Source organism: Bradyrhizobium sp. Kon10, from assembly GCF_055807395.1.
In genome coordinates this window covers 112,251-135,626 of sequence record NZ_JBVVOZ010000002.1, presented here as the reverse complement: position 1 = coordinate 135,626, position 23,376 = coordinate 112,251, and the positions used below count along the sequence as shown (strand labels likewise).

Sequence of the window (23,376 nt, the reverse complement as noted above, 5' to 3'; positions counted from 1 at the left end):
CTCCGGCTTCGGGACGGGTGGCGGAGAAGGAGCCGGACGCGGGCGAGGTGTGCTCGCCGGATTCGAAATACGACCTCGTCGAAACTGACCGAGGCTAGCCGAGTTTGAAATTCTGATGTGATTTCAGTGGGCTGGTAATTCAGGCCGCATCAGCCTTCAGCCGGCGATATTCCGTCGGCGTCACGCCCGTTACTGCCTTGAAGGCGCGATTGAATGGACCGAGCGACTGGAAGCCTGAGTCCATCGCGATGGTGATGACGGGAACCTCGACCTGGGCGGGATCGGCGAGCGCGGCCTTCGCCTCCTCGATCCGGTGATTGTTCAAAAACACATTGAAGTTGCGATAGCCGAGCCGCTGGTTGATCAGCCGGCGCAGCCGGTATTCCGGAATTTTGAGCCGGCCCGCCAGCACGCCGATGGTGATGTTCTCCTGACGATAGATCCGCTCGTCCGCCATCAGCCGCATCAAGGCGTCGACGAGCTTTTGGTCGGCGGCGTCATCGACCGCGGGCCGACTGAAAACGATCGGCGGTGCTGGCTCCGCAGCGGCCGGAAACAGGTCCGCCCCGTCAACGCGCATCATGGCATGGACGATCGCCGCGACGGTGCAGGCAAGCACGCCGGCATTGATGGTTTCGGCGACATCGCCGACGTGGTGGCCGGCGACGGCGATCTGGAGCAGCGCGTTCAGCCCGCCATAGAGCGCGGTTGCGCAGACGACGAAGACGCGAGCGCTGCGGCGGCGCTCGACCAGGTCGGCCGGCCACGAGGCGATCGTCTGCCCGATCGCAAGCGCAATGAAGCCGAGCACGATCAGATTGATCACCGTGACCGAGAACCGCACATGGCCGCTGGGTGCAATCCAGACGCAGCCCGCGAAGCTGAAGGCCGTCACCAGCGCCCAGATCGCTCCGTGCCACCAGCGCAGGCGAAACTCGTCGTCGAACAGGGAGCGCGTGAACAGCCAGAACACCACCATGGTCCCGGTCGACAATGCGATCAGCGGTGCATGCCAGAGCGGGACCCGCGACGTGACATCCACGGAATAGCTCGCCGCATGCGCGGCCGAGCCCAGCGCGAAAGCCGCGCCGAGCCGCCCGGCCGGCACATTGCGAAAACCCGCGAGCAATGACGTCGCCAGCATCAGCAACAGCGCCACGCTGGCAGCACGGAAGGCGAGTTCGAGGGCGGCTGTTGTCATCGAAGGCTGCGGTCGATCACGGTTGCGGTCGGCCGAACATCGTTCGTCGGGTTGATTTTTTCAAGCACCATCCGCACCCCAGCTGTCATCGTCCGGCTTGACCGGACGATCCAGTACGCCGAGACGGCAGTGATCGAGCCGAGAGGCCGCGGCGTACTGGATGGCCGCCTTCGCGGGCATGACAGCGGAGTATGTGGTCCGCTATGCCGCGACGGCCGCACGAAATCCTGTTACGATTTAGCTCGAAAAAGGCCAAAAGGAGTCCACCATGAGCTGGCAACCCTCCAACGATCCCGTGCTCGGCGATCCCATGTCCTGCGATGCGCTCGATCTCGTCATCGTGCCGCGCACCCGCGATCTCGGCGACGGGTTCGTGGTGCGGCGCGCGCTGCCGCATGGCAAGCGGCAGATGGTCGGTCCCTTCATTTTCTTCGACCATTTCGGCCCGGTTCAGTTCATGTCGGGCAAGGGCATGGACGTACGGCCGCATCCGCATATCGGGCTCGCCACCGTGACCTATCTCTTTGACGGCTCGATCATGCATCGCGACAGCGAGGGCAACATCCGCGAGATCCAGCCCGGCGCGATGAATTTGATGACGGCCGGTCGCGGCATCGCCCATTCCGAGCGCACGCCGGATGCGCAGCGCGCGTCAGGCCAGCAGATGCTCGGCCTGCAAAGCTGGATCGCCCTTCCGGCCGGATCCGAAGAGATCGCGCCGTCATTCCAGCATTATGGCGCGGGCGATTTGCCGATGATCTCCGAGCGCGATTTCACCGCGCGCGTGATCGCGGGCTCCGCTTTCGGCATTACCTCGCCGGTCTCGATGGTCTCACCCTGGTTCTACACCGAGGTCACGGCTGTCGCGGGCGCCAGCGTGCCGCTCGATCCCGATCACGAGGAGCGCGCGATCTATGTCGTCGACGGCGAGGTCGAGATCGCGAACGAACGCTACGAGGGGCCGCGGCTGCTGATCTTCCGGCCCGGCGACCGCATCACGGTGAAGACGTTGAAACCGACGCGGATGATGTTTCTCGGCGGCGATGCGCTGGAAGGGCCGCGCCACATCTGGTGGAATTTCGTGTCCTCCAGCAAGGAGCGGATCGAGCAGGCCAAGCAGGACTGGAAAACCGGCCGGTTCGCGGCGGTTCCGCAGGAACATGAGTTCATTCCGCTGCCGGAATAGGCTAATCCGGTGTCCGGTCGCGCGCTCCGGTGCGGCTCGATTTCTGCCCTGAAAGTCCCGCTGATGACCACCATGCTCTCCAGCGACCTGCCTTTGCCCAAGATCGGGCGCGGCAAGGTGCGCGACATCTACGCCGTCGACGACGACCGCCTGTTGCTCGTCACCACCGACCGCATCAGCGCCTTCGACGTCGTGATGGGCGAGACAATCCCGATGAAGGGCGCGGTGCTGACCCAGATCAGTGCGTTCTGGTTTGGCGAGCTCGAAGGCGTGGTGCCGCATCACATGATCAGCGCCGATACCGACGAGATCATCGCAGCCCTGCCGGTCTTGAAGCCGCATCGCGCCGAGATTCTCGGCCGCGCCATGCTGTGCAAGCGGACGACGGTATTCCCGATCGAATGCGTGATCCGCGGCTATCTCTCAGGCTCCGCCTGGAAGGAATATGCCGGCTCCGGCACGCTCGCGGGTGAGAAGCTGAAAGCCGGTCTGGTCGAAAGCGAAAAGCTCGAGCCCGCGATCTTCAGCCCGGCCACCAAGGCCGAGACCGGCCATGACGAGAACATCACGATCGTGCGGATGCGCGAGGTCGTCGGCGACGAGACGGCCTACACGCTCGAGAGCATGACGCGCGCGATCTACACGCTCGGCGAGGAGCTCGCCCGCGAGCAGGGCATCATCATCGCCGACACCAAGTTCGAGTTCGGCCGCGACAAGGACGGCCGCATCATCCTGATCGACGAGGTGATGACGCCGGACTCCTCGCGGTTCTGGGCGGTCGACGCCTACAAGCCCGGCCAGCCGCAGGCGAGCTTCGACAAGCAGCCGCTGCGCGACTATCTCGACGTCGAACGTCACGCCGGCCGCTGGAACGGCGACGCCCCACCGCCGCCTCTGCCGGCGAGCGTGGTGGAGGCGACCAGCAAAAGGTACCTGGAAGCGTATCGGCGGGTGACGGGGGCGGAGCTGAAGATTTAGGGCGGCCCCGCTCAATCCGTCATTGCGAGCGAAGCGGCGAAGCGAAGCAATCCAGCCTGTCTCAACGGCGGGATTCTGGATTGCTTCGCTGCGCTCGCAACGACGGGGAGAGCCTCGGCCAGCTAAATCCCTGCCGTCGTCGCCCAAAATGTCGACAATTTCACACTTGAAAGAATCCTGTTGCGCTAGGCTCGCTGTCGTCTACCTCTCGGACGGCAATCCTCATGAGCGAGTGTCAGGACGTGACAGATCCAGCAATTGGCTTCGGTCCGGTCGCCGGGGTCAATCCGTCGCTCAAACGTGCGCTGAATGATGTCTTGGGCGGAGCAGCCGCCAGCGTCCTGGCCGTCACCTTCGGGCTGTCCTATGCGCTGCTGATCTTCGCCGGCCCGCTGTCGCCCTATCTCGCCTACGGTATTGCAGCAACCTTCATCAGCACCGCGGTGCTTGCGGCGACGATCGGGTTGGGCAGCTCCCTACCCTTTGCTGTCGGCGGCCCCGACAGCTCGACCGTCGCGGTAACGGGCATTTTGGCCGCCTCGGTGGTCGAACGCATCGAGGCGGCTCAGTTACCCCTGCTCTCGCCGGTCCTGATCACGCTTGGCCTGTCGACCGTGCTGACCGGGGTAGCGCTGTGCGGATTGGGCCTGACGCGGATGGGCCGCGCCATCCGCTACGTGCCTTATCCCGTCATCGGCGGCTTTCTTGGCGCCACAGGGCTTTTGATCGTGATGGGTGCGATCCGGGTGATCACCGATCATCCCGTGCAGTTCGCAACAATGCTGCGCTTCACCAACGCCGTCACGCTTTCGGAACTGGGCGCCGCCTGCGTGATTGCACTGGTGCTGTACCTGACCTGGCACCGGTCGCGCAGCCCGTTCGGGTTGCCGATCATCCTGGTCGGCGGCATGCTCGCGGCACATCTGGCGTTCTGGATCGCCGGGATTTCACCGGACGAGGCCCGCGCCATGGGCTGGACCTTCCGGCCGCCGCCACCGGCGGCCTTCATGCTGCCCTGGCACACCGAGGATCTCGCCAGCTACCCCTGGTCGGCTGTCCCGGACCTGCTCGGCAATGTGGTCGCCGTCATCTTCGTTGCGGCCTCCAGCACGCTGTTCAACACCACCGGGATCGAGGTCGCCGTGCATCGCGAGGCCAATCTGGAGCGCGAGCTGAACATCACCGGCGTCGCCAACATCCTGACCGGCGCCCTCGCCGGCTATGCCGGCTGCATCTCGGTCAGCCGCTCGATCCTCAATTTCTCCAGCGGCGGCCGCGGGCGCCTGTCCGCCCTCACCGTTGCAGCGATATCGCTGCTGATGCTCGCCGTTGCACCGGAGCTGCTCGGCTTCATGCCGAAATTCGTGCTCGGCGGCCTGCTGCTCTATCTCGGCGCCGACCAGCTGCACAAATGGCTCATCGAATCGCGCAGGCGGCTTTCAAATCTCGAATATCTGTCGCTGATCGCCATCATCGCGATCATCGTCGTCTGGGGCTTCGTGCCAGGCATCCTGATCGGCGTGATCTTCGGCTGCGCGACTTTCGCGTTCAGCGCGGCGCGGGTCGAATCGATCAAATACAGTTTTGACGGCTCCGAATATCGCTCCTCGCTTGACCGCTCGCGCGACGACCAGAAGGTGCTGCTGGCGCATGGCGGCAAGATCCAGGGCCTCAACCTCCAGAGCTATCTGTTCTTCGGCTCCGCCAACCGGCTCTACCAGCACGTCAAGCAGCTGCTTCAGGAGCGCCCGGAGTGCCGTTATCTGCTATTCGACTTCAAGCTCGTCACCGGAATCGACTCATCGGCCGCCTATAGTTTTGCGCAGATCAAGCGCAGTGCGGGTGATGTCGGGGTCGAGCTGATCCTGGTGCACCTGTCGGCGGCGGCCGAGAAGGTGCTGCGCTCCAGCGATTTCATCAGCGACGGCGTCATCATCATTCCCGAGCTCGATCGTGCACTGGAGTGGTGCGAGAACGAGCTCATCGCGCAGCATCAGGGGCTGGCGCAGGAACAGGCCAGCTTGCGCGACTGGTTCACAGGCATTCTCGACAGCGAGGGCGACGCCGACGCGTTGATCCGCCGCTGCCAGCGCCTGGAGGTCGAGGCCGGCGACATCATCGTGCAGGCCGGCGACCCGGCCGATTCCATGCACTTCATCCTCGACGGCCGCGTCGGCATCATGATTCCGGCCGAGGACGACCGCACCACCCGCGTGCGCAGCCTCGGCCGCTACACCACGATCGGCGAGATGGGCCTTGTGTCACAGACCCCGCGCAGCGCCACCATCCAGGCCGAGGTCGACAGCGTGCTCTATGTACTGAACACGCACCAGTTCGACGCGATCAAGCGCGAGGATCCCGCGCTCAGCCACAAGCTGCTGACCTATTTCGTGTCGGTGATGGCGGAGCGGCTGACATTCGCGAACCGGACGATCGCGGTGCTGCGGCGGTAGAAGCTGCCAATCCCCGTATCCCTCGCTATTGAGCGAGCGCGCCGCGTTGCTCCCATGGTCCTGGATTGAGAACCGCCCCGTTAACTTTGCCAACCGCGTCGCGAGTAAAGGCGATCCGCGTATGATCGCCGCTCTGGACGAAGAATTCATCTTTCGAAAGAAACGCCAGGCGCGTCGGTTGGCCCTTGTCAAAATCAAGGATCGACCAACCGCCCGATGCTTCAACGACCAGCTTGCCATCCGAGACACCGACCCGAAGCTGAACGCTGTGCGAAGGGACCGCCTCCCGGGCAAATGTGAGAACGCGCGCATCGCTTTGGTTTTGGCGGAAGATTTTGAGCTTGATCGCGGCGTTGACCGGACCTGAAATCTTGCGAAAGGCCGCTTCTAGCGTGAGGCCTTTGATCGAAGCGCCATCGATAGCTGTGATGAGGTCTCCTGCGAGGACGCCCGCCTTCGCGGCGGGGCCTTCTTGGGCCGGTTTGATCACCCTCAGACCATCCGACTCCGCGACAACGGACTCAAGACCAGTCCAGCTATTGCCATCGGCGACCATAACCTGTCTGTCCAGCGAACTTGTAGACCCGCCGAAATCGTAGCGTCCGACATATTCGGTGAGCGTATCGGTATTTCCCAGCTCCAATGCGACGGGAGCGGGGGCTTCGGGAACCTTCAACGCAGTATACGGCAGACGCCGGATGGCATTGAAGTAGAAACCGTTTTCACTGTACTGGCTCCGCTGCATCATCATCACCAGAATCAGCTTCTGCACCGGATCAACCGAGAAAAACGTGCCCCAGCTACCTTGCCAATTGAAGCTGCCGACAGAGCCCGGAATCAGGCTGTAATCTGGATCGGTGCGAATGGCGAAGCCGAGCCCCCAGCCCGTGCCAAAAGCTGGACCGACTTCGTGTCCTGCGATGTGCATGTCGGGCGGCAGCGAATTCGTCGTCATCAGCCGGACGGTTTCAGGCTTCAGGATGCGTACGCCGTCAAGCTCGCCGCCGTTGAGCAGCATCTGGCAGAAGCGCAGAAAATCAGGAACCGTCGAAACGATGCCTCCACCGCCGGAGAAGAACGTCTGCGGCTTGCCGACGTCGCCATCCGAAAGGAGCTGGGGCTGCGCGCCGGGCACGGCGACGAGACGGGCAAGCTTGTCCTGCGGTACCGAGAAGCCGCTATCGACCATGTGCAGCGGCGCGAAGAGGCGGCTTTGCAGAAACTGATCGAATGTCTGGCCCGACGCGATTTCGATGACGCGGCCGAGCACGTCGTAGCCGATGGCATATTCCCAGACTTCGCCCGGCTGGTGCAGAAGCGGGAGTTTGCCGAGATCAGCGACGAAAGAGGCGATCGGCTTGTCGCGTCGAAATGGGGCCTTGAAGCCGTAAAGCAAATGCACCGCCGCATTCTCAAATCCGGGATCGCCGTAATCCCCCGTGGCATAAACCAGCCCGGACGTATTGCGCAGCAGGTCACGGATAGTCATCGCGCGCTTCGCCGGTTCAAAATTTCTCTGCGCAAGATCCGAGAGGATCGGATTGCCGGTAGCCGGATCCTTCTTGACGACCTGCATATCCCCGAGCTCCGGCAGATACTGCGCCACGGGAGCATCGAGATCGAGCTTGCCGTCATCGACCAGCATCATGGTGGCGACGCTGGTTATCTGCTTGGACATCGATCCGATGCGAAAGATCGAATCCGGGCGCATCGGAGTTTTCTTGTCCTGGTCCTCGAAGCCGGTGGCTTGCAAATAGGCGAGCTTGCCGTCCCGGGCGATCCCCACGACAAAACCGGAGGGATCGCCCTTTTCGCTCGCCGCCTTAAACCAGGAGGTCATCCGCTCCAGCCGCCGCGCCGAAAAGCCCGTGATGTCCGGATCCCGGACGGTCTGCAAATCGTCAGCCAACGCCACACCCGACAGACAGAGCCAGAGCGCCACCATGCTGGATGCCTGGATGATCTTCATGGGGAGTCCCTCAGACGAGGCCAAACCGGGATTCATGTGGCGGTTTCCGCGCCGCGTTCACGTATCGCCGCGGAATCTGTCCGATATTTCCGGTTTCCTCTCGCCAAATCCTGAAATTCGGTTGGCCGATTCCTCAGTCCGGCTTGCCGATTCCCGAATCGATCTTGGCCTTCGACGTCGAGGCGTTCTCAGCCAAGGCCAGCCGCCGGAATTCGGTGGGGGTGAGGTCGGTGGCGGATTTGAACGCGCGGTTGAACGGGCCGATCGACTGGAATCCGGTGTCCATGGCGATCGTCAATACCGGCACCTCGAACTGTTCGAGATCGGCCAAAGCCGCCTTGGCCTCCTCGATACGGTAGCTATTGAGGAACGCATTGAAGTTACGGTGGCCGAGACCTTCATTGATGAGTTGGCGCAGCCGGTATTCCGGCACACCGAGCTGGGCGGACAGTACCCCGATCGTCAGCCCCGCGCGCCGATAGGCGCGGTCTACGACCATTAACCGCTCCAGCCGATGCAGCAAGGCCGGTTCTATGACGGGCTTGTCCGTCGTTTGCGATGGGGCGGCCGGTGCTTGGCCGAAGATACCGGCTGCCGCGGGGAGAGTCCTCGCGCCCTCCGGCGCTCCGGGCGCCTGGAGAAGATTCCATGCAGCCAAGCTTAACAGGACATACAGGCCCAAAGCGCTGGCAACACTCGCGACCGATGAACCGGATGTCAAAGGGGGCGGAGCAAAACTCTGGACCGATACAACGGCGATATAGGCCGAGGTCCCGATCAGAACGGCCACTCGCAACCGCCGCCGTCCTTCCACCAGATCCGCCCGCCACGTCGCAAGCGTCTGCGCCACAGCCAATAAGGCCAGGCCAAGAGATGCAGCCTGCACCGCACGGTCGAGCGCCTGTCCGGGGGTCGGCCATTCGACCGCGCCCCCAGCGACCAGCAATTCAGTTCCGCCCATCGCTGCCCATAGGACGCCGTGCCAGGGACGCAGCACGAAGTCATCATCGAACGCCGCGCGTGCCCACAACCAGAACACGACTGGGCCGCCGGAGGCCAACGTCAGCAGAAGCAGGTTCCACCATTCCCACCGCCGCGGGAAATTCGGCGCTGAACAGATTACGGAAGCAGCGGCGCTGAGGGTGAGCGCCGCTGCCAGCAGCGCAACTGTGCTGTCACGACGGTCGCGCAGCGCCACGCAAGCCAGCAGCAAAGACAGGCCGACCGCCGCGCCGCGAAGGCCGAGATCGATCGAGAGGAGACCGCTGCTGCCCATGATCGGCGATCGGTGACGAGGCTACACCCCCGCCATCATCACGTATTTGATCTCGACATATTCTTCGATGCCGTGATGCGAGCCTTCGCGGCCGAGGCCGCTCTCCTTGACGCCGCCAAACGGCGCGACTTCGGTGGTGATCAGGCCGGTGTTGACGCCGACCATACCCGACTCCAGCGCTTCGGCCACGCGCCAGACGCGGCCGAGATCGCGGGAGTAGAAGTAGGAGGCGAGACCGAACGGCGAGGCGTTGCACATCGCGATGACGTCGGCTTCGTCCTTGAAGCGGATCACCGGCGCGAGCGGGCCAAAGGTCTCTTCCTGCGCCACCAGCGAGTCCGGCTTGACGTCGGACAGCACGGTCGGTTCGAAGAAGGAGCGTCCGAGCCCGCTGCGCTTGCCGCCGGTGACGACCTTGGCGCCCCGCTTCACGGCATCCGCAATGTGGCGCTCGACCTTGTCGACGGCTTTCAGGTTGATCAGGGGCCCTTGAGTGACGCCACTCTCGGTGCCGTCGCCGATCTTCATCGCCGCGACCTTCTTCGACAGCTTTTGCACGAACTCGTCGTAGATCTTGTCCTGGGCATAGATGCGGTTGGCGCAGACGCAGGTCTGGCCCATGTTGCGGTATTTCGAGACGATCGCGCCTTCGACCGCCGCGTCGATATCGGCATCGTCGAACACCACGAACGGCGCATTGCCGCCGAGCTCGAGCCCCAGCCGTTTCACACCGACGGAGGCCTGCTGGTAGAGGATCTTGCCGACGGCGGTCGAACCGGTAAAGCCGACAAAGCGCACCGCCGGATGCTCGCACAACACCTTGCCAATGGGTGCCGCATCGCCGGTGATGATGTTGAACACGCCCTTGGGCACGCCGGCTTTTTCCGCAAGAGCTGCGAGCGCGAGCGCCGACAGCGGCGTTTCGTTGGCGGGCTTGAGCACCACGGTGCAGCCGGCCGCAAGCGCCGGCGAGACTTTTCGCGTGATCATCGAGTTCGGGAAATTCCACGGCGTGATCGCGCCGCAGACGCCGATCGGCTGCTTGATCGCGAGCAGCCGCGCATCAGGCCGCTGGGTCGGGATGGTCTCGCCGTAGACGCGGCGGGCTTCTTCGGCAAAGAACTCGACATAGGCGCCGCCGATGTCGACCTCACCGAGGGCTTCGGAGAGCGGCTTGCCCTGCTCGGAAGTGAGGATCAGCGCGAGGTCGTCGCGGTTGGCGACGATCAGTTCGAACCATTTGCGCAAGATGTTGGAGCGCTGCTTGGCGGTGTGCTTGGCCCAGCTAGGAAAGGCGCGCTCGGCGGCTTCGACCGCCCTGGTGGCGTCAGCGGCCGAAAGCTGCGGCACCTTCGCGAGTTCGATGCCGGTCGCGGGATTGTTGACGGCAAAACTCGGCGAACCGACCCAGGCGCCGTCAATATAGCAGGCCTCCTTGAGGAGCGAGGGATCCTTCAACCGGTCGCGCAAGGCGGCGGTGGTTTGCTGAGCGCGTGCGGCGGCGGTCGGGGTCATGGCGTTGCTCCTTCGGGCGATCGGATCGGCCCGGAATATAGGCACAGGCGGCGCGCAATGCACCGCCCCGCAACGCGCATCTGGTGGGAGTTAGATAGGAACCGCGAGGCTAAGCCGCGCCGCTCATATAGGTCTCGCGTCGGCCGATCATGCGCTCCGCAGCCGCCTTGGCGTCGGCCTTCGACGACGTCGCACAGGTCCGGTATTCGAGATCGGGCGCGTCGGACGCGTCGCGACGCCCGAACCAGGATTTCGCGCCAACCGGCAGCAGTGCCAGCGCCTGCGCCAGATTGTCGACAGCGCCAAACGAATAGAGCGCGCCGGTGCTGGCGATGCGAACTTCATAGATGCCGGGCGCGATCGGCGCCTCGAGGTTGTCGCCCCGTCCGGGACGGGGATACCGCTTCCACTCACTCCACGTCGAAATCATCAAAGGTCCCCTCGCGGCCGATCGACCGCCAAATTCGCATCAAATTTTAACGCCGGCCATGCGATTGGGCCGGGTCCAGAACGTCGCAACGCACAAAATGTTTCAAGTGCTCGAAAAAACTCCTGAAGCATATCGTCTGGACCCATCATTGGTCACCGCGAAGCGCGACTATCCACCGCAGATTGCAGTTCAGCCGCCTTGTCCTCCTGCGTCAGCTACGCACCGTCAAGTCACGACATCGCGACCGGGGCGGCTAGGTGGATGTGCTTGCCGCGAGAAGGAAGCGGGAGGACAATCGATCGCTTCCAACAATAATCAAACCGGAGGAAACGCATGCAAAACCAGGCAGAGATCGACGAACTCCTGCGCAAGACAAGCGACGCCAAGGAGATCCCCGGCGTTGTCGCGATCGCCGCGACCGGTCACGACGTGCTGTATCAAGGCGCGTTCGGCAGGCGCGATTTGTCCAAGCCGGATGCGATGACGACCGACAGCGTGTTCTGGATCGCATCGATGACAAAGGCGGTGACAGCAGCAGGCGCGATGCAACTGGTTGAACAAGGCAAGCTCGCGCTGGACGCACCGATCGGATCGGTGCTCCCTGATCTGACCAAGCCGCAGGTGCTCGAAGGTTTTGATGCCAATGGCGAGCCGAAGCTGCGGCCGGCGAAGCGGCCGATCACGCTGCGCCAGCTCATGACCCACACCGCCGGCTTCGCCTATAACATGTGGAACGGCGATCTCGCGATCCATCTCGACAAGTCCGGCACCCCGGCCATCACCACCTGCCAGAACGCCGCGTTGAAGACACCGATCATGACCGATCCCGGCACGCGCTGGGAATATGGCACCAATATCGATTTCGTCGGCAAGGCCGTGGAAGCGGTCAGCGGCAAGCGGCTCGACGCGTATCTGCGCGACAATCTTTTTGTCCCGCTCGGAATGTCCGACACGGCCTTCAAGATCACCGACAGCATGCGCAAGCGCCTGGTCGGCATGCATGCGCGCGGCGAGGACGGCCAGCTCGCCGCGATCCCGTTCGAACTCGAGCAAGAGCCGGAATTCCACATGGGTGGGGGCGGCCTCTATTCGACCGCGGGCGACTACATCAAGTTCACCCAGATGATCTTGAACAAAGGCCGCGGCAACGGCAACCAGGTGCTCAAGGCGGAGACGGTCGCGACGATGGGACAGAACCACATCGGCGATCTCGCCATGACCAAGATGACCACGGCGGCGCCGATCTACACCAACGACGTCGACCTCTATCCGGACCAGGTCAAGAAGTGGGGCCTCAGCTTCATGATCAACACCGCCAGGACGCCGGAAGGCCGCAGCGCGGGCAGCCTCGCCTGGGCGGGGCTCGCCAATACCTATTACTGGATCGATCCTGCGCGCGACGTCACCGGCGTGATCCTGATGCAGGTACTGCCGTTTGCGGACGGCAGGTGCCTGGAGGCATTCGCGGGCTTCGAGCGCGGGGTTTATGCCGGGCTCGACGCCGGGAGTGGGCAGAAGGCGGCCTAACCCCTTAGTATGAGGCGCGCGGTGTCGCGCGCCTTCGGGGCAACGGATAACCTCGTGCCCGAAAGCCATCGACTTCAGGCAGGCCGTCGGCTTCAGGCACGAGGCAACACATTCGAGGAGACGAACTTGGTGGACGCTCTCGCAGGCAAAGCCGACAGCTACGTTTGCGGCATATCGGACACGCCGCTGCTCGGCGACACGATCGGCCGCAGCCTCGACCATGCGGTGCGGCGCTGGGGCCAACGCGAGGCGCTGGTCTCGCCGAGCCACGGCGTGCGATGGACCTGGACGGAGTTCGCAGAGCGGGTCGACGCGCTCGCCGCAGGCTTCCTCGCGCTCGGCCTGGAGCGAGGGCAGCGGATCGGCATCTGGTCGCTGAACCGGCCGGAATGGACGCTGACCCAGTTCGCCGCCGCCAAGGCCGGCCTGATCCTGGTGACGATCAATCCCGCCTATCGGCTCAGCGAGCTTGAGTTCGCGCTGAAAAAGGTCGGCTGCGCGGCGATCGTGACGGCGACTTCATTCAAGACCAGCCACTACATGGAGATGCTCAACACGCTGCTGCCGGAGCTCGCCAGCGCCAGGCCCGGCCAGCTCCAAGCGGCGCGGCTGCCGGCATTGCGGACCGTGATCCAGATCGGCGGCCCGTCAGCGCCTGGCACGATCCCCTTCGAGGAGGTCGCGGGCATGGCCCGACCCGAAGATCGGGAGCGACTCGTCGCACTCGGTGCCGCGCTTCAGTTCGACGATCCCGTCAACATCCAGTTCACCAGCGGCACCACGGGATCACCGAAGGGCGTGACGCTGACCCACCACAATATCCTCAACAACGGCTATTTCACCGGCCGTGCGATGCGCCTGACCGAGCAGGACCGCATCTGCATTCCCGTGCCGCTCTACCATTGTTTCGGCATGGTGATGGGCAACCTCGCCTCCGTCACGCTCGGCACGACCATGGTCTATCCCGGCGAGGGCTTTGATCCGCTCGCGACACTGCGCGCAGTCGAGCAGGAGAAATGCACCGCGCTATACGGCGTGCCGACCATGTTCATCGCCGAGCTCGATCATCCCGAATTCGCGACGTTCAACCTGAAATCGCTGCGCACCGGCATCATGGCGGGCGCGCCCTGCCCGATCGAGGTGATGAAGCGCGTCAACACCGAGATGAACATGCGCGAGGTCACGATCGCCTATGGCATGACCGAAACCAGCCCGGTCAGTTTCCAGAGCGCGACTGACGACCCGCTCGAACGGCGCGTCTCCACCGTCGGGCGGATTCATCCGCATGTCGAGGTGAAGGTCGTCGATCTCGAGGGGCGGATCGTCAAGCGCGGCGAACGCGGCGAGCTCTGCACCCGCGGCTACAGCGTCATGCTGGGCTATTGGGAGGAGAAGGAAAAGACCGCGGATGTGCTCGATGCCAACGGCTGGATGCACACCGGCGATCTCGCCACCATCGACGACGAGGGCTATTGCAACATCGTCGGCCGCATCAAGGATCTGGTGATCCGCGGCGGTGAAAATCTCTATCCGCGCGAAATCGAGGAATTCTTGTATCGTCACCCCAAGATCCAGGACGTGCAGATTTTTGGCGTGGCCGACAACCGCTACGGCGAGGAGCTTTGCGCCTGGATCCGTGTCAGGCCGGGCGAGACGCTGCAGGCCGAGGAGGTGCGCGCCTTCTGCGAGGGCCAGATCGCCCACAACAAGATTCCGCGTTATGTGGAGTTCGTCGACGAATTCCCGATGACCGTGACCGGAAAGATTCAGAAATTCGTGATGCGCGAGGCTGTGGAGCAGCGGCTGGGGTTGAAGGCGGCGAAGACGGCGTGAGCCGCATCTGTCATTCCCCGCGAAGGCGGGGAATCCAGTAGGCCGCGGCTTCTCCGTATCCCGCTAACGGCTCTGGAATACTGGCTCGCCCGGTCGAGCCGGGCGACGACAGCGGAGAGTGCCGCGCGCATGACCGGGTGAAAACTCCGCCCTATCCCGTCAGCCCGCGTTGCTGCGCCAACTCCTTCAGCGACACCTGCGGCCTTGCGCCGATGTGCTGGATCACTTCGGCCGCTGCCAGCGCACCGAGCTGACCGCACTGCTTGTACGGCAACTCACGCGCCAGCCCGAACAGGAAGCCGGCGGCGAAGAGGTCGCCGGCGCCTGTGGTGTCGACCAGCTGGGCAATCGGGAATGCCGGCGCGGCAACGGTGTCTTCGGCCGACACCACCATGCAGCCCTTTTCGCTGCGGGTGACCACACCAAGATTGACGTCGTTGCGCAGCTGCTTCAGCGCGGTGTCGAAATCCGAGGTCATGTAGAGCGAATGCAGCTCGGATTCGTTGGCGAACACGATGTCGACGGTGCCGTTGCGCATCAGCGCGAGAAACTCGTCGCGGTAGCGATCGACGCAGAACGAATCCGACAATGTCAGCGCCACCTTGCGTTTGGCGTCATGGGCGATCTTGGCGGCCTTGAGGAAGGCGTCCTTGGCGTTCTTGGGATCCCAGAGATAGCCCTCGAGATAGACAATGCCGGCGCCGGCGATCTCGGCCGGATCGATATCCGCGGGCGAGAGATCCTGCGCCGCGCCGAGATAGGTGTTCATGGTCCGCTCGCCGTCATCAGTCACCAGGATGTAGGAGCAGCCGGTGGCGGGGCCGTCTTTGGCAGCGGGCGTATTGAAGGCGACGCCGGCCGCGCGGATGTCGTGGACGTAGAGCTTGCCGATCTGGTCGTCCTTGACCTTGCCGACATAGGCGGCCCGCGCACCCAGGCTGCCGATGCCGACGATGGTGTTGGCAGCCGAGCCACCCGAGACCTCCGTCGCCGGGCCCATGTCCTGGTAGATGGCGGCGGCGCGGGCCTCGTCGATCAGGGACATGCTGCCCTTGGTCATGCCGTGCTTGGCCAGAAAAGCCTCGTCGGTCCTGACCAGCACGTCGAACAGCGCGTTGCCGATACCCAAGACGTCATATTTCGCGTCAGCCATTCACCTTGATCCTGTTGCCGGATTGCGATTACCGGAGAAATCCGCTTCCTGTCGGTCTGAAATCTTGCTCGCGGCCTATCACGACCGGCCCTACACGGGCAAGCAAGGGTATTATGTCAGCGCAATGATCCGCTCCTTCCTGACCGTCTCCACGGGAACACTGACCTCGCGGCTGCTGGGTTTTGCGCGCGATTCGATGATCGCGGCATTGCTCGGCACCGGCGCCGTGGCGGATGCGTTTCTGGCGGCGTTTCAGCTCGTCAACGTGGTGCGCCGGCTGCTCAGCGAAGGGGCACTCAACGCGGCGCTGATCCCGGCCTGGCTGCGCGTCCGTGACCGCGATGGCGAGCAGGCAGCTTCGGCATTCGCGGGACGTGTGCTCGGCACGGTCAGCGTGGCGCTGCTAGCGATCTCGATCGTCGTTGCGCTGTCGATGCCGCTGATCGTCACGATCATCGCGCCCGGATTTCTCGGTAGCCACACGCGCGATCTCGCGATCGAGAACGCCCGGCTGATGCTGCCCTATCTCGCCTTCGCCGGTCCCGTCACCGTGCTGATGGGGCTGCTCAACGCGCAAGGGCGATTTGCGCTGACGGCGTTCTCGCCGCTGCTGTTCAACATCGCGCTGATCGCGGTCATCGCGATGCTGCTGGCCTGGCACGCCGATGCGACCTTCGCCGCATGGATGCTGGCGGCGACCGTCGGTGCCGCCGGCCTGCTGCAACTCATGATGCTGCTGTCGCGGCGAAGCGGACGCCTCGCGACACCGTTGCGTGTGAGTTTCGACAAGGAGATGCGCGGCTTCTTCGCCAAGGCCGTTCCCGGCATGATCGCAAGCTCGGGCCCGCAATGGCTGATGGTGGCCGGCGCGATCATCGCCTCCGCGATGCCGTCGGCCGTGTCCTGGCTCTATTTCGCCAACCGCCTGATCGAATTGCCGCTCGGCATCGTCGGCATCGCCATGGGCACCGTCCTGGTGCCGGAGCTGACGCGCGCCGTCACCCGCGGCGACCGCGACGCCGTGGCGCATGCGGAATCCCGCGCGCTGGAACTCGCGACGGGGCTGGCGCTGCCCGCCACGCTCGGCCTGATCGTGCTGGCCGAACCGATCGTGCGGCTGTTGTTCGAGCACGGTGCGTTCGGTGCCGATGACAGCGCGGCCACCGCCCATGCGCTGATGGGGCTGGCGCTGGGCCTGCCGGCCCATGTGCTGATCAAGGCGCTGTCGCCGGCCTTCTATGCCCGCAGCGACACCATGACGCCGCTGCTCGCAACGGCCAAAGGCTTTGTGGTCGCGGTCGCGCTTGCCGTCCTGCTTGGCCATTTCTACGGCACGGGCGGCATCGCCGCGAGCATAGCGGCCGGCGCCTGGAGCAGCGCGCTCGCCCTGCTCCGCAAAGGCACCAGCGAATTCGGCTTCTCGGTGGACGCCGCCGCCCGCAAACGGCTGCCGCGGATCGTGCTTGCCGCCGCTGTCATGGGTGCCCTGCTGTGGCTGAGTACGGGCCTTTCACCTGCCGACAGCCACGGGCTGATCAGGTTCATTGCACTGGGTTTGCAGATCGCGGCGGGGATCGCCGTCTATAGTGGCCTGCTGCAAATCCTCGGGGTCACCTCCTTGCGCGAGGCGGTTGACGCCCTGAGGCGGCCGGCCACGCCCGAGCTGGGCGCGCAGGACTAGCGAATTACCCTTGACGAGGCAGCGCCGCTGTTGGAAACGACGGCCGATTATCTCTGGGAAGGCTTGCCAGGAACATTCACCATGCCATTCGTTGAACGGGTTTTTTCGGGCGTCCAGCCGACCGGCAATCTGCATCTCGGCAATTATCTCGGCGCGATAGTCAACTTCGTGAAGATGCAGGAGACCCACAACTGCATCTATTGCGTCGTCGACATGCACGCGATCACGCAAGGGTTGGACGTCTGGGGCGGACCGGCCGAGCTCGCGCGCAACACCCGCGAAGTGACCGCGGCGTTCATCGCGAGCGGCATCGATCCCAACAAGCACATCGTGTTCAACCAGAGCCAGGTCTCCGGCCATGCCGAGCTCACCTGGATCTTGAACTGCGTCGCTCGCATGGGCTGGCTGAACCGCATGACCCAGTTCAAGGAAAAGGCCGGCAAGGACCGCGAGAACGCCTCGGTCGGGCTCTACGACTATCCCGTGCTGATGGCCGCCGACATTCTGCTCTATCGCGCCACCCACGTGCCGGTCGGCGAGGACCAGAAGCAGCACCTCGAGCTCTCGCGTGACATCGCGCAGAAGTTCAACAACGACTTTGGCGATTCGATCCGCAGCCAGGGCGCCAATGACGGCCTGTTCTTCCCGCAGCCGGAGCCTTTCATCACCGGACCGGCGACGCGCGTGATGTCCCTGCGCGACGGCACCAAGAAGATGTCGAAATCGGACGCGTCGGACAATTCGCGCATCAATCTGACCGACGACGCCGACACCATCGCGCAGAAGGTGCGCAAGGCGAAGACCGATCCGGAGCCGTTGCCGACGGAAGAGAAGGGCCTGGAAGCACGTCCGGAGGCCGACAATCTGGTCGGCATTTTTGCCGCGCTCTCCAGCCGCTCCAAGGCCGACGTGCTGCGCGAATTCGGCGGCGGCCAGTTCTCCAGCTTCAAGAACGCGCTGGTGGAGCTGTGCGTGACAAAGCTCTCGCCGATCGCCGGCGAGATGAAGCGCCTCGTCGCCGACCCCGGCCATATCGATGCCATTCTGAACGACGGCGCCGACCGGGCGCGTGCGATCGCGGACGAGACTTTGAAGCTCACCAAGGACATCGTCGGCTTCATTCGCCGGCGATAGTGCGGGGAGGGGCGGGCCTCAATGAGGGCACCGGACTTCGAACAGGATGGCTGGTGCCTCGATGATGGCGACCGGACTGGCTGCAAGCAGGCTCCAACCTCTTGAAAGTCTAGCCGAATCTCGCGCGCCCTCTTGACGGTGCGTTTGCGCGCGCCACATGCTATGGGGTAGCTCACGCGCCGGCCTTGAACCGGCGACGTCCGGAGAAAACCATGTTCATTCAGACCGAAGCCACCCCCAATCCCGCCACACTCAAGTTCATCCCCGGTCGCGTCGTGGTCGACGGCGGCCCGATGGAGTTTTCGAGCCGCGAAGCCGCCACGCGCTCGCCGCTCGCCGAAAAGCTGTTCGAGGTGCCCGGCGTCACCGGCGTGTTCTACGGCTCCGACTTCATCACCGTGACCAAGGCGGGAGGTGAATGGCAGCAGCTCAAGCCGGCGATCCTCGGTGCCATCATGGAGCACTACATGTCCGGCGCGCCGCTGCTCGCCGACGGCGCCGCTCAAAGCGATGCCGATCTCGACGATGAGGACGAATTCTTCGACGAGGCCGACGCCGAGACGGTCGACATGATCAAGGATCTGATCGAGACCCGGGTGCGGCCCGCGGTCGCCAATGACGGCGGCGACATCACCTTCCGCGGCTTCAAGGACGGCATCGTCTATCTCAACATGAAGGGCGCCTGCTCCGGCTGTCCCTCGTCGACCGCGACGCTCCAGCACGGTATCCAGAACCTGTTGAAGCACTTCGTGCCTGACGTGGTCGAAGTCCGGCCGATGTAAATTGCACGACCGGCGCACGGGTTTCACTCCGTCATGCCCGGGCTTGTCCCGCCTGCGGGGGCCGAAGGCCCCTTCGGCGCGGCGAAGGCCCGGGCATCGACGTTTTGGGCGGCAAAGCCGTGGATGGCCGGGTCAAGCCCGGCCATGACGGCAAGAACATTGAGCATCATCCGATCGCCAATGATATGCTTGCCGTTATGCTGATCCTTGCCATCGATACCGCGCTGGAAGCGTGTGCGGCCGCGGTTCTCGACACCGAGGCTGGCAAACTCCTTGTGCAGGAGCAGCTTCTGATGAAGCGCGGCCATGCCGAGGCGCTAATGCCGATGATCGCGCGGGTCATGCGGGCGGCGGATCTGGCCTTCACGGCGCTCGATCGCATCGCGGTCACCGTCGGCCCCGGCAGTTTCACCGGCTTGCGGGTGGGCATTTCGGCGGCGCGCGGCCTAGCGCTCGCGGCCAAACGGCCGGCCGTCGGACTGACGACATTGTCGGCCTATGCCGCCGCCATCGTCGGCCAGAGCAAATCGGCGCCGGTGATCTCGGCGATCGATGCGCGGCACGATCACGTCTATTTCCAGATCGTCGCCGGCGACGGCAGCCAACTGGTGCGGCCGAAAGTCGCCAGCATCGATGAGGCGATCGCGGCGTCGCAATTCGGCGCGCCGCATCTGGTCGGCAATGCCGCGAACATCCTCGCCCAGCGCTGGCCAAAGCAGGGACCGCAGCCGCTAGCCGTCGACGCGCAGCCTGCGCCCGATATCGGCTGGGTTGCGTGGTTGGGCGCAGCCGCCGATCCCGACACCAATCCGGCGCGGCCGTTCTATCTGCGCGCACCCGATGCAAAGCCGGCGGCGCAGAAGCCGCTCGCGGCTCAAGCCGCAACCTCGTGATGAGATGGTTGTCGGAATGGTGGCGCGGCGGCACCGCGGCCGTCGAGCCGGCTTCGGTGCGCGATGCGGCGCGGCTGGCGCAGCTCCACGGCGCCTCGTTTGCCCGCGGCTGGGGCGAAGCCGAGTTCGAGGCCATGCTCAGCGAGCGCAATACGCTGGTCCATCGCTTGCGCCTGGGTCGCAACACGATCGGCTTTGCGGTATCGCGGATCGGTGCGGACGAAGCGGAGATCCTGTCGGTCGCGGTCGATCAGGCCCATCGCGGCCGCGGCCTCTCCCGCACGCTGCTGATGACCCATCTCGGCCACCTCGCAGGACGCGGCGTGCGCACGATATTTCTGGAGGTCGAAGAGAACAACCAGCCGGCACGGCGGCTCTACGAGAGAGCCGGATTCGTGGTGGTCGGACGCCGCGAACGCTACTATAAGCAGGCCAATGGGGAACAATTGAACGCGCTTCTGATGCGACGTGACTTGTCGTAACATTGATGGCAGTAAGCGCCCGTCAGGCAGACACCACATGACTGGACTTAAACCTTCCTCCGCATCCAAGGCGTCCGGCATCGAGGCGCGCTGTGCCGCCACTGGCATGCGCATGACCGAGCAGCGCCGCGTCATCGCCCGCGTGCTGGCGGAGGCGGTCGACCATCCCGACGTCGAGGAGCTGTACCGGCGCTGTGTCGCGGTCGATGACAAGATCTCGATCTCGACCGTCTATCGCACCGTAAAACTGTTCGAGGATGCCGGCATCATCGAGCGCCACGATTTCCGCGAGGGCCGCGCCCGCTACGAGACGATGCGCGACAGCCATCACGACCATCTCATCAATCTGCGCGACGGCAAGGTGATCGAGTTCACCTCGGAGGAGATCGAGAAGCTCCAGGCGGAGATCGCCCGCAAGCTCGGCTACAAGCTGGTCGATCACCGGCTCGAGCTCTATTGCGTCCCGCTCGACGACGACAAGCCCTCAAATTGATGGATAGATCCTTCGGCGAGCTCTCTTCACCCCTCCCCGTTGGGGAGAGGTGACACCACCCGGACCGCGAGCTGAAGTGCCCATCGACCTCATCATCTTCGATTGCGACGGCGTGCTGGTGGACAGCGAGGTCATCTCCTGTCGCGCGCATGCGGATGTGCTGACGCGGCACGGCTATCCGATCACGTCGGAGCAGGTGCTGGTCCACTTCCTTGGCGTTTCCGAGAAGGACGCCCGGCGGATGGTCGAACAGGAAATCGGCCGCAGTCTGCCCGATGATCTCGAGCAGCAGGTCAATGCGGCCACTCTGCAATTCTACGCCAGCGATTTGCAGCCGATCACCCACGTGGCGGCAGCGATCGCGGCGATCGAGTTGCCCAAATGCGTCGCGTCGAGCGGCACGCCGGACAAGATTCACCACGGCCTGACTTGCGCCGGGCTCTACGATCAGCTCGCCCCCAATATCTTTTCCGCGAGCCAAGTCGCACGCGGCAAGCCGGCGCCCGATCTGTTCCTGTTCGCTGCCGCGCAGATGAAGGTCTCGCCGGAACGGTGCCTGGTGATCGAGGACAGCGTTCCCGGAGTGACCGGCGCGCACGCTGCCGGGATGACCGTGCTGGGATTTCACGGCGGCAGCCACTGCCCGCCGGGTCACGCCGAAAGGTTGCGGGCTGCCGGCGCCGGACTGACTTTCGACGACATGCGACAACTGCCGGAGCTGATCCAGCGGCTCGAGGCTGACGCCCTGACCGGCTGAATCGCCCCTCTCGGCGTCATTCCGGGGCGATGCGCCAGCATCGAACGCGGAATCTCGTGCCAAAACCTCTGGATTCCGGGTTCGCGGCTGCGTCGCGCCCTGGAATGACGACCGAAAAGACCCCCATTCGCTGGATTTTCGCCGCCCCAGCCTATATCTGGGGGCAGTCCTCCACCTCATTCCCAGGTTCCATGAAGCCGCCGCGCAAGCTGCACATCAAATCATTTGGCTGCCAGATGAACGTCTACGATGCCCAGCGCATGGTGGACACACTGGCTCCGGAAGGATTCGTGGAGACCGCGAGCGCCGAGGATGCCGACCTCGTCATCCTCAACACCTGCCATATCCGCGAGAAGGCCTCCGAAAAGGTCTATTCCGAGCTCGGCCGCCTGCGCCTCGCCAAGGACGAGGCCGCGCGCACCGGCCGTGCGATGCAGATCGCAGTCGCAGGCTGCGTGGCGCAGGCCGAAGGCGAGGAAATCGTGCGCCGTGCGCCGACGGTCGATGTCGTCGTCGGCCCGCAGAGCTATCATCATCTGCCGGAGTTGCTGAAGCGCGCCGGCAGCGAAGGCCGCGCGATCGAGACCCAGTTTCCGGCCGCCGACAAGTTCGGCTTCCTGGCCCAGCCAAAGCCCGCAGCGATCCGCGCGCGCGGCATTTCCGCTTTCGTCACCGTGCAGGAAGGCTGCGACAAGTTCTGCACCTTCTGCGTCGTGCCCTATACGCGCGGGGCGGAAGTCTCGCGGCCCGTGGCGAGGATCGTCGACGACGTGAAGCGGCTCACCGAGAACGGCGTCCGCGAGCTCACGCTGATCGGACAGAACGTCAACGCCTATCACGGCGACGGACCGGACGGGAAAAGCTGGCCGCTCGGCAAACTGCTCGAACATCTGGCGCGGATTCCGGGCGTCGCCCGGCTGCGCTACTCGACCAGCCATCCCCGCGACGTCGATGACAGTCTGATCGCTGCCCATCGCGATCTCGGCGAGTTGATGCCGTTCGTGCACCTGCCGGTGCAGTCGGGCTCGGACCGGATATTGGCGGCCATGAACCGGAAACATACCGCCGATGATTATCGGCGAGTCGTCGACCGTTTCCGGGCCGCGCGCCAAGATATTGCTTTTTCATCAGATTTTATCGTGGGCTTCCCCGGCGAGAGCGAGCAAGATTTTCTCGCCACCCTCGCGCTTGTCACGCAAATCGGCTACGCTGCGGCTTATTCGTTCAAATACTCCGCCCGGCCGGGTACGCCGGCGGCGGATATGCAGGAGACGGTGTCCCCCGTCGAGATGGACCAGCGGTTGGAGCGGCTCCAGGAACTGATCGACAGCCAGCAATCGGCCTTCAACAAGGCTGCGATTGGCTCAACCGTCGACGTGCTGTTCGAACGCCCGGCACGCAAGGACGGCCAGATCGTCGGCCGCACCGCTTTCCTCCAGCCCGCGCATGTGATGGCCTCGCCCGACATCATCGGACAAATCCTGCCCGTCCGGATCGACAGCCTCGAACGCTACAGCTTCCTCGGTGAGCTCGTGACGCCGCGTACGGCGCGCGAGACCGCTTTATCACCCATTGCCACTGGAGCCTGAACCCTTGCCCAAAAGCGCATCGGATTCGCCTTCCCTCGCTTCCA

20 protein-coding genes are annotated in these 23,376 nt (G+C 64.1%); 13 read left to right on the top strand and 7 right to left on the bottom strand.

The features are described from left to right. Positions 1 to 139: 139 nt before the first annotated feature. The gene (locus AC0L2O_RS03695; protein WP_473368749.1) at positions 140 to 1,201 is read right to left on the bottom strand and encodes a helix-turn-helix domain-containing protein; all 1,062 of its coding nucleotides are present in this window, start codon (positions 1,199 to 1,201) and stop codon (positions 140 to 142) included. Positions 1,202 to 1,469: 268 nt separating this feature from the next. Here AC0L2O_RS03695 and AC0L2O_RS03690 point away from each other — a divergent pair, with 268 nt between their 5' ends. The 3 genes from AC0L2O_RS03690 to AC0L2O_RS03680 all read left to right on the top strand — a co-directional run bounded on the left by AC0L2O_RS03690 (position 1,470) and on the right by AC0L2O_RS03680 (position 5,818). Next, the gene (locus AC0L2O_RS03690) at positions 1,470 to 2,387 is read left to right on the top strand and encodes a pirin family protein (RefSeq protein WP_473368748.1); all 918 of its coding nucleotides are present in this window, start codon (positions 1,470 to 1,472) and stop codon (positions 2,385 to 2,387) included. A gap of 63 nt (positions 2,388 to 2,450) precedes the next feature. Beyond that, positions 2,451 to 3,365, top strand: a complete 915-nt coding sequence (locus AC0L2O_RS03685; protein WP_473368747.1) for a phosphoribosylaminoimidazolesuccinocarboxamide synthase — start codon at positions 2,451 to 2,453, stop codon at positions 3,363 to 3,365. Between the two features lie 242 nt (positions 3,366 to 3,607). Further along, complete coding sequence (locus tag AC0L2O_RS03680) at positions 3,608 to 5,818, top strand: SLC26A/SulP transporter family protein (RefSeq protein ID WP_473368746.1); 2,211 nt, start codon at positions 3,608 to 3,610, stop codon at positions 5,816 to 5,818. Positions 5,819 to 5,843: 25 nt separating this feature from the next. Here AC0L2O_RS03680 and AC0L2O_RS03675 read toward each other — a convergent pair whose 3' ends face one another. The 4 genes from AC0L2O_RS03675 to AC0L2O_RS03660 all read right to left on the bottom strand — a co-directional run bounded on the left by AC0L2O_RS03675 (position 5,844) and on the right by AC0L2O_RS03660 (position 11,008). Next, entirely contained in the window at positions 5,844 to 7,787 is a 1,944-nt protein-coding gene (locus tag AC0L2O_RS03675) for a serine hydrolase (protein WP_473368745.1), read from the bottom strand. Between the two features lie 133 nt (positions 7,788 to 7,920). Further along, entirely contained in the window at positions 7,921 to 9,063 is a 1,143-nt protein-coding gene (locus AC0L2O_RS03670; protein WP_473368744.1) for a helix-turn-helix domain-containing protein, read from the bottom strand. A 21-nt stretch (positions 9,064 to 9,084) separates the two neighbouring features. Then, a complete protein-coding gene (locus tag AC0L2O_RS03665) occupies positions 9,085 to 10,578 on the bottom strand; it encodes an NAD-dependent succinate-semialdehyde dehydrogenase (RefSeq protein WP_473368743.1) in 1,494 nt (497 codons plus the stop codon). A gap of 109 nt (positions 10,579 to 10,687) precedes the next feature. Continuing rightward, a complete protein-coding gene (locus tag AC0L2O_RS03660) occupies positions 10,688 to 11,008 on the bottom strand; it encodes a hypothetical protein (protein WP_369720312.1) in 321 nt (106 codons plus the stop codon). 333 nt (positions 11,009 to 11,341) lie between these two features. On the opposite strand from AC0L2O_RS03660, the gene AC0L2O_RS03655 reads away from it, so the two are divergent. Next, on the top strand, positions 11,342 to 12,535 hold the full coding sequence (locus AC0L2O_RS03655) for a serine hydrolase domain-containing protein (protein ID WP_473368742.1): 1,194 nt from the start codon (positions 11,342 to 11,344) through the stop codon (positions 12,533 to 12,535). Between the two features lie 9 nt (positions 12,536 to 12,544). Continuing rightward, a complete protein-coding gene (locus tag AC0L2O_RS03650; protein ID WP_369720310.1) occupies positions 12,545 to 14,368 on the top strand; it encodes an AMP-binding protein in 1,824 nt (607 codons plus the stop codon). 151 nt (positions 14,369 to 14,519) lie between these two features. Here AC0L2O_RS03650 and AC0L2O_RS03645 read toward each other — a convergent pair whose 3' ends face one another. Further along, a complete protein-coding gene (locus AC0L2O_RS03645; protein ID WP_473368741.1) occupies positions 14,520 to 15,521 on the bottom strand; it encodes an adenosine kinase in 1,002 nt (333 codons plus the stop codon). Between the two features lie 124 nt (positions 15,522 to 15,645). Between AC0L2O_RS03645 and murJ the strand changes: the two genes are divergently transcribed. From murJ to AC0L2O_RS03630, 3 genes are all read left to right on the top strand, one after another. Then, the gene (gene murJ / locus AC0L2O_RS03640) at positions 15,646 to 17,202 is read left to right on the top strand and encodes a murein biosynthesis integral membrane protein MurJ (RefSeq protein ID WP_473368954.1); all 1,557 of its coding nucleotides are present in this window, start codon (positions 15,646 to 15,648) and stop codon (positions 17,200 to 17,202) included. Between the two features lie 81 nt (positions 17,203 to 17,283). Further along, positions 17,284 to 18,336 (top strand): tryptophan--tRNA ligase, encoded by a 1,053-nt coding sequence (trpS, locus tag AC0L2O_RS03635; RefSeq protein WP_473368740.1) that lies wholly within the window; start codon positions 17,284 to 17,286, stop codon positions 18,334 to 18,336. A 212-nt stretch (positions 18,337 to 18,548) separates the two neighbouring features. Next, positions 18,549 to 19,118 (top strand): NifU family protein, encoded by a 570-nt coding sequence (locus AC0L2O_RS03630; RefSeq protein WP_473368739.1) that lies wholly within the window; start codon positions 18,549 to 18,551, stop codon positions 19,116 to 19,118. 23 nt (positions 19,119 to 19,141) lie between these two features. On the opposite strand, the gene AC0L2O_RS03625 is transcribed toward AC0L2O_RS03630, so the two are convergent. Beyond that, a complete protein-coding gene (locus AC0L2O_RS03625; RefSeq protein WP_473368967.1) occupies positions 19,142 to 19,426 on the bottom strand; it encodes a hypothetical protein in 285 nt (94 codons plus the stop codon). Between AC0L2O_RS03625 and tsaB the strand changes: the two genes are divergently transcribed. From tsaB to miaB, 5 genes are all read left to right on the top strand, one after another. Then, positions 19,316 to 20,011: a tRNA (adenosine(37)-N6)-threonylcarbamoyltransferase complex dimerization subunit type 1 TsaB gene (tsaB, locus tag AC0L2O_RS03620; RefSeq protein WP_473368953.1), complete on the top strand. Its 696-nt coding sequence runs from the start codon at positions 19,316 to 19,318 to the stop codon at positions 20,009 to 20,011. The two genes, AC0L2O_RS03625 and tsaB, sit on opposite strands and share 111 nt — an antisense overlap. Next, positions 20,008 to 20,493 (top strand): ribosomal protein S18-alanine N-acetyltransferase, encoded by a 486-nt coding sequence (gene rimI, locus AC0L2O_RS03615; protein WP_473368738.1) that lies wholly within the window; start codon positions 20,008 to 20,010, stop codon positions 20,491 to 20,493. Before tsaB ends, rimI begins: the two co-directional genes overlap by 4 nt. 37 nt (positions 20,494 to 20,530) lie before the next feature. Then, on the top strand, positions 20,531 to 20,986 hold the full coding sequence (locus AC0L2O_RS03610) for a Fur family transcriptional regulator (RefSeq protein WP_473368737.1): 456 nt from the start codon (positions 20,531 to 20,533) through the stop codon (positions 20,984 to 20,986). Positions 20,987 to 21,062: 76 nt separating this feature from the next. After that, positions 21,063 to 21,743 carry an HAD family hydrolase gene (locus AC0L2O_RS03605; RefSeq protein WP_473368736.1) on the top strand — a complete coding sequence of 227 codons (681 nt, stop codon included), beginning with the start codon at positions 21,063 to 21,065 and terminating at the stop codon, positions 21,741 to 21,743. A gap of 191 nt (positions 21,744 to 21,934) precedes the next feature. Then, the gene (gene miaB / locus AC0L2O_RS03600; RefSeq protein ID WP_473368952.1) at positions 21,935 to 23,332 is read left to right on the top strand and encodes a tRNA (N6-isopentenyl adenosine(37)-C2)-methylthiotransferase MiaB; all 1,398 of its coding nucleotides are present in this window, start codon (positions 21,935 to 21,937) and stop codon (positions 23,330 to 23,332) included. The last annotated feature ends 44 nt before the right edge of the window (positions 23,333 to 23,376 follow it).

Excerpts from the sequence above, each read along its gene's own strand:
- AC0L2O_RS03695 (WP_473368749.1), bottom strand. The coding sequence starts at position 1,201 with ATGACAACAGCCGCCCTCGAACTCGCCTTCCGTGCTGCCAGCGTGGCG.
- AC0L2O_RS03690 (WP_473368748.1), top strand. The coding sequence starts at position 1,470 with ATGAGCTGGCAACCCTCCAACGATCCCGTGCTCGGCGATCCCATGTCC.
- AC0L2O_RS03685 (WP_473368747.1), top strand. The coding sequence starts at position 2,451 with ATGACCACCATGCTCTCCAGCGACCTGCCTTTGCCCAAGATCGGGCGC.
- AC0L2O_RS03675 (WP_473368745.1), bottom strand. The coding sequence starts at position 7,787 with ATGAAGATCATCCAGGCATCCAGCATGGTGGCGCTCTGGCTCTGTCTG.
- AC0L2O_RS03670 (WP_473368744.1), bottom strand. The coding sequence starts at position 9,063 with ATGGGCAGCAGCGGTCTCCTCTCGATCGATCTCGGCCTTCGCGGCGCG.
- AC0L2O_RS03665 (WP_473368743.1), bottom strand. The coding sequence starts at position 10,578 with ATGACCCCGACCGCCGCCGCACGCGCTCAGCAAACCACCGCCGCCTTG.
- AC0L2O_RS03660 (WP_369720312.1), bottom strand. The coding sequence starts at position 11,008 with ATGATTTCGACGTGGAGTGAGTGGAAGCGGTATCCCCGTCCCGGACGG.
- AC0L2O_RS03655 (WP_473368742.1), top strand. The coding sequence starts at position 11,342 with ATGCAAAACCAGGCAGAGATCGACGAACTCCTGCGCAAGACAAGCGAC.
- AC0L2O_RS03650 (WP_369720310.1), top strand. The coding sequence starts at position 12,545 with ATGAGGCGCGCGGTGTCGCGCGCCTTCGGGGCAACGGATAACCTCGTG.
- AC0L2O_RS03645 (WP_473368741.1), bottom strand. The coding sequence starts at position 15,521 with ATGGCTGACGCGAAATATGACGTCTTGGGTATCGGCAACGCGCTGTTC.
- murJ (WP_473368954.1), top strand. The coding sequence starts at position 15,646 with ATGATCCGCTCCTTCCTGACCGTCTCCACGGGAACACTGACCTCGCGG.
- trpS (WP_473368740.1), top strand. The coding sequence starts at position 17,284 with ATGCCATTCGTTGAACGGGTTTTTTCGGGCGTCCAGCCGACCGGCAAT.
- AC0L2O_RS03630 (WP_473368739.1), top strand. The coding sequence starts at position 18,549 with ATGTTCATTCAGACCGAAGCCACCCCCAATCCCGCCACACTCAAGTTC.
- tsaB (WP_473368953.1), top strand. The coding sequence starts at position 19,316 with ATGCTGATCCTTGCCATCGATACCGCGCTGGAAGCGTGTGCGGCCGCG.
- AC0L2O_RS03625 (WP_473368967.1), bottom strand. The coding sequence starts at position 19,426 with ATGGCCGCGCTTCATCAGAAGCTGCTCCTGCACAAGGAGTTTGCCAGC.
- AC0L2O_RS03610 (WP_473368737.1), top strand. The coding sequence starts at position 20,531 with ATGACTGGACTTAAACCTTCCTCCGCATCCAAGGCGTCCGGCATCGAG.
- miaB (WP_473368952.1), top strand. The coding sequence starts at position 21,935 with ATGAAGCCGCCGCGCAAGCTGCACATCAAATCATTTGGCTGCCAGATG.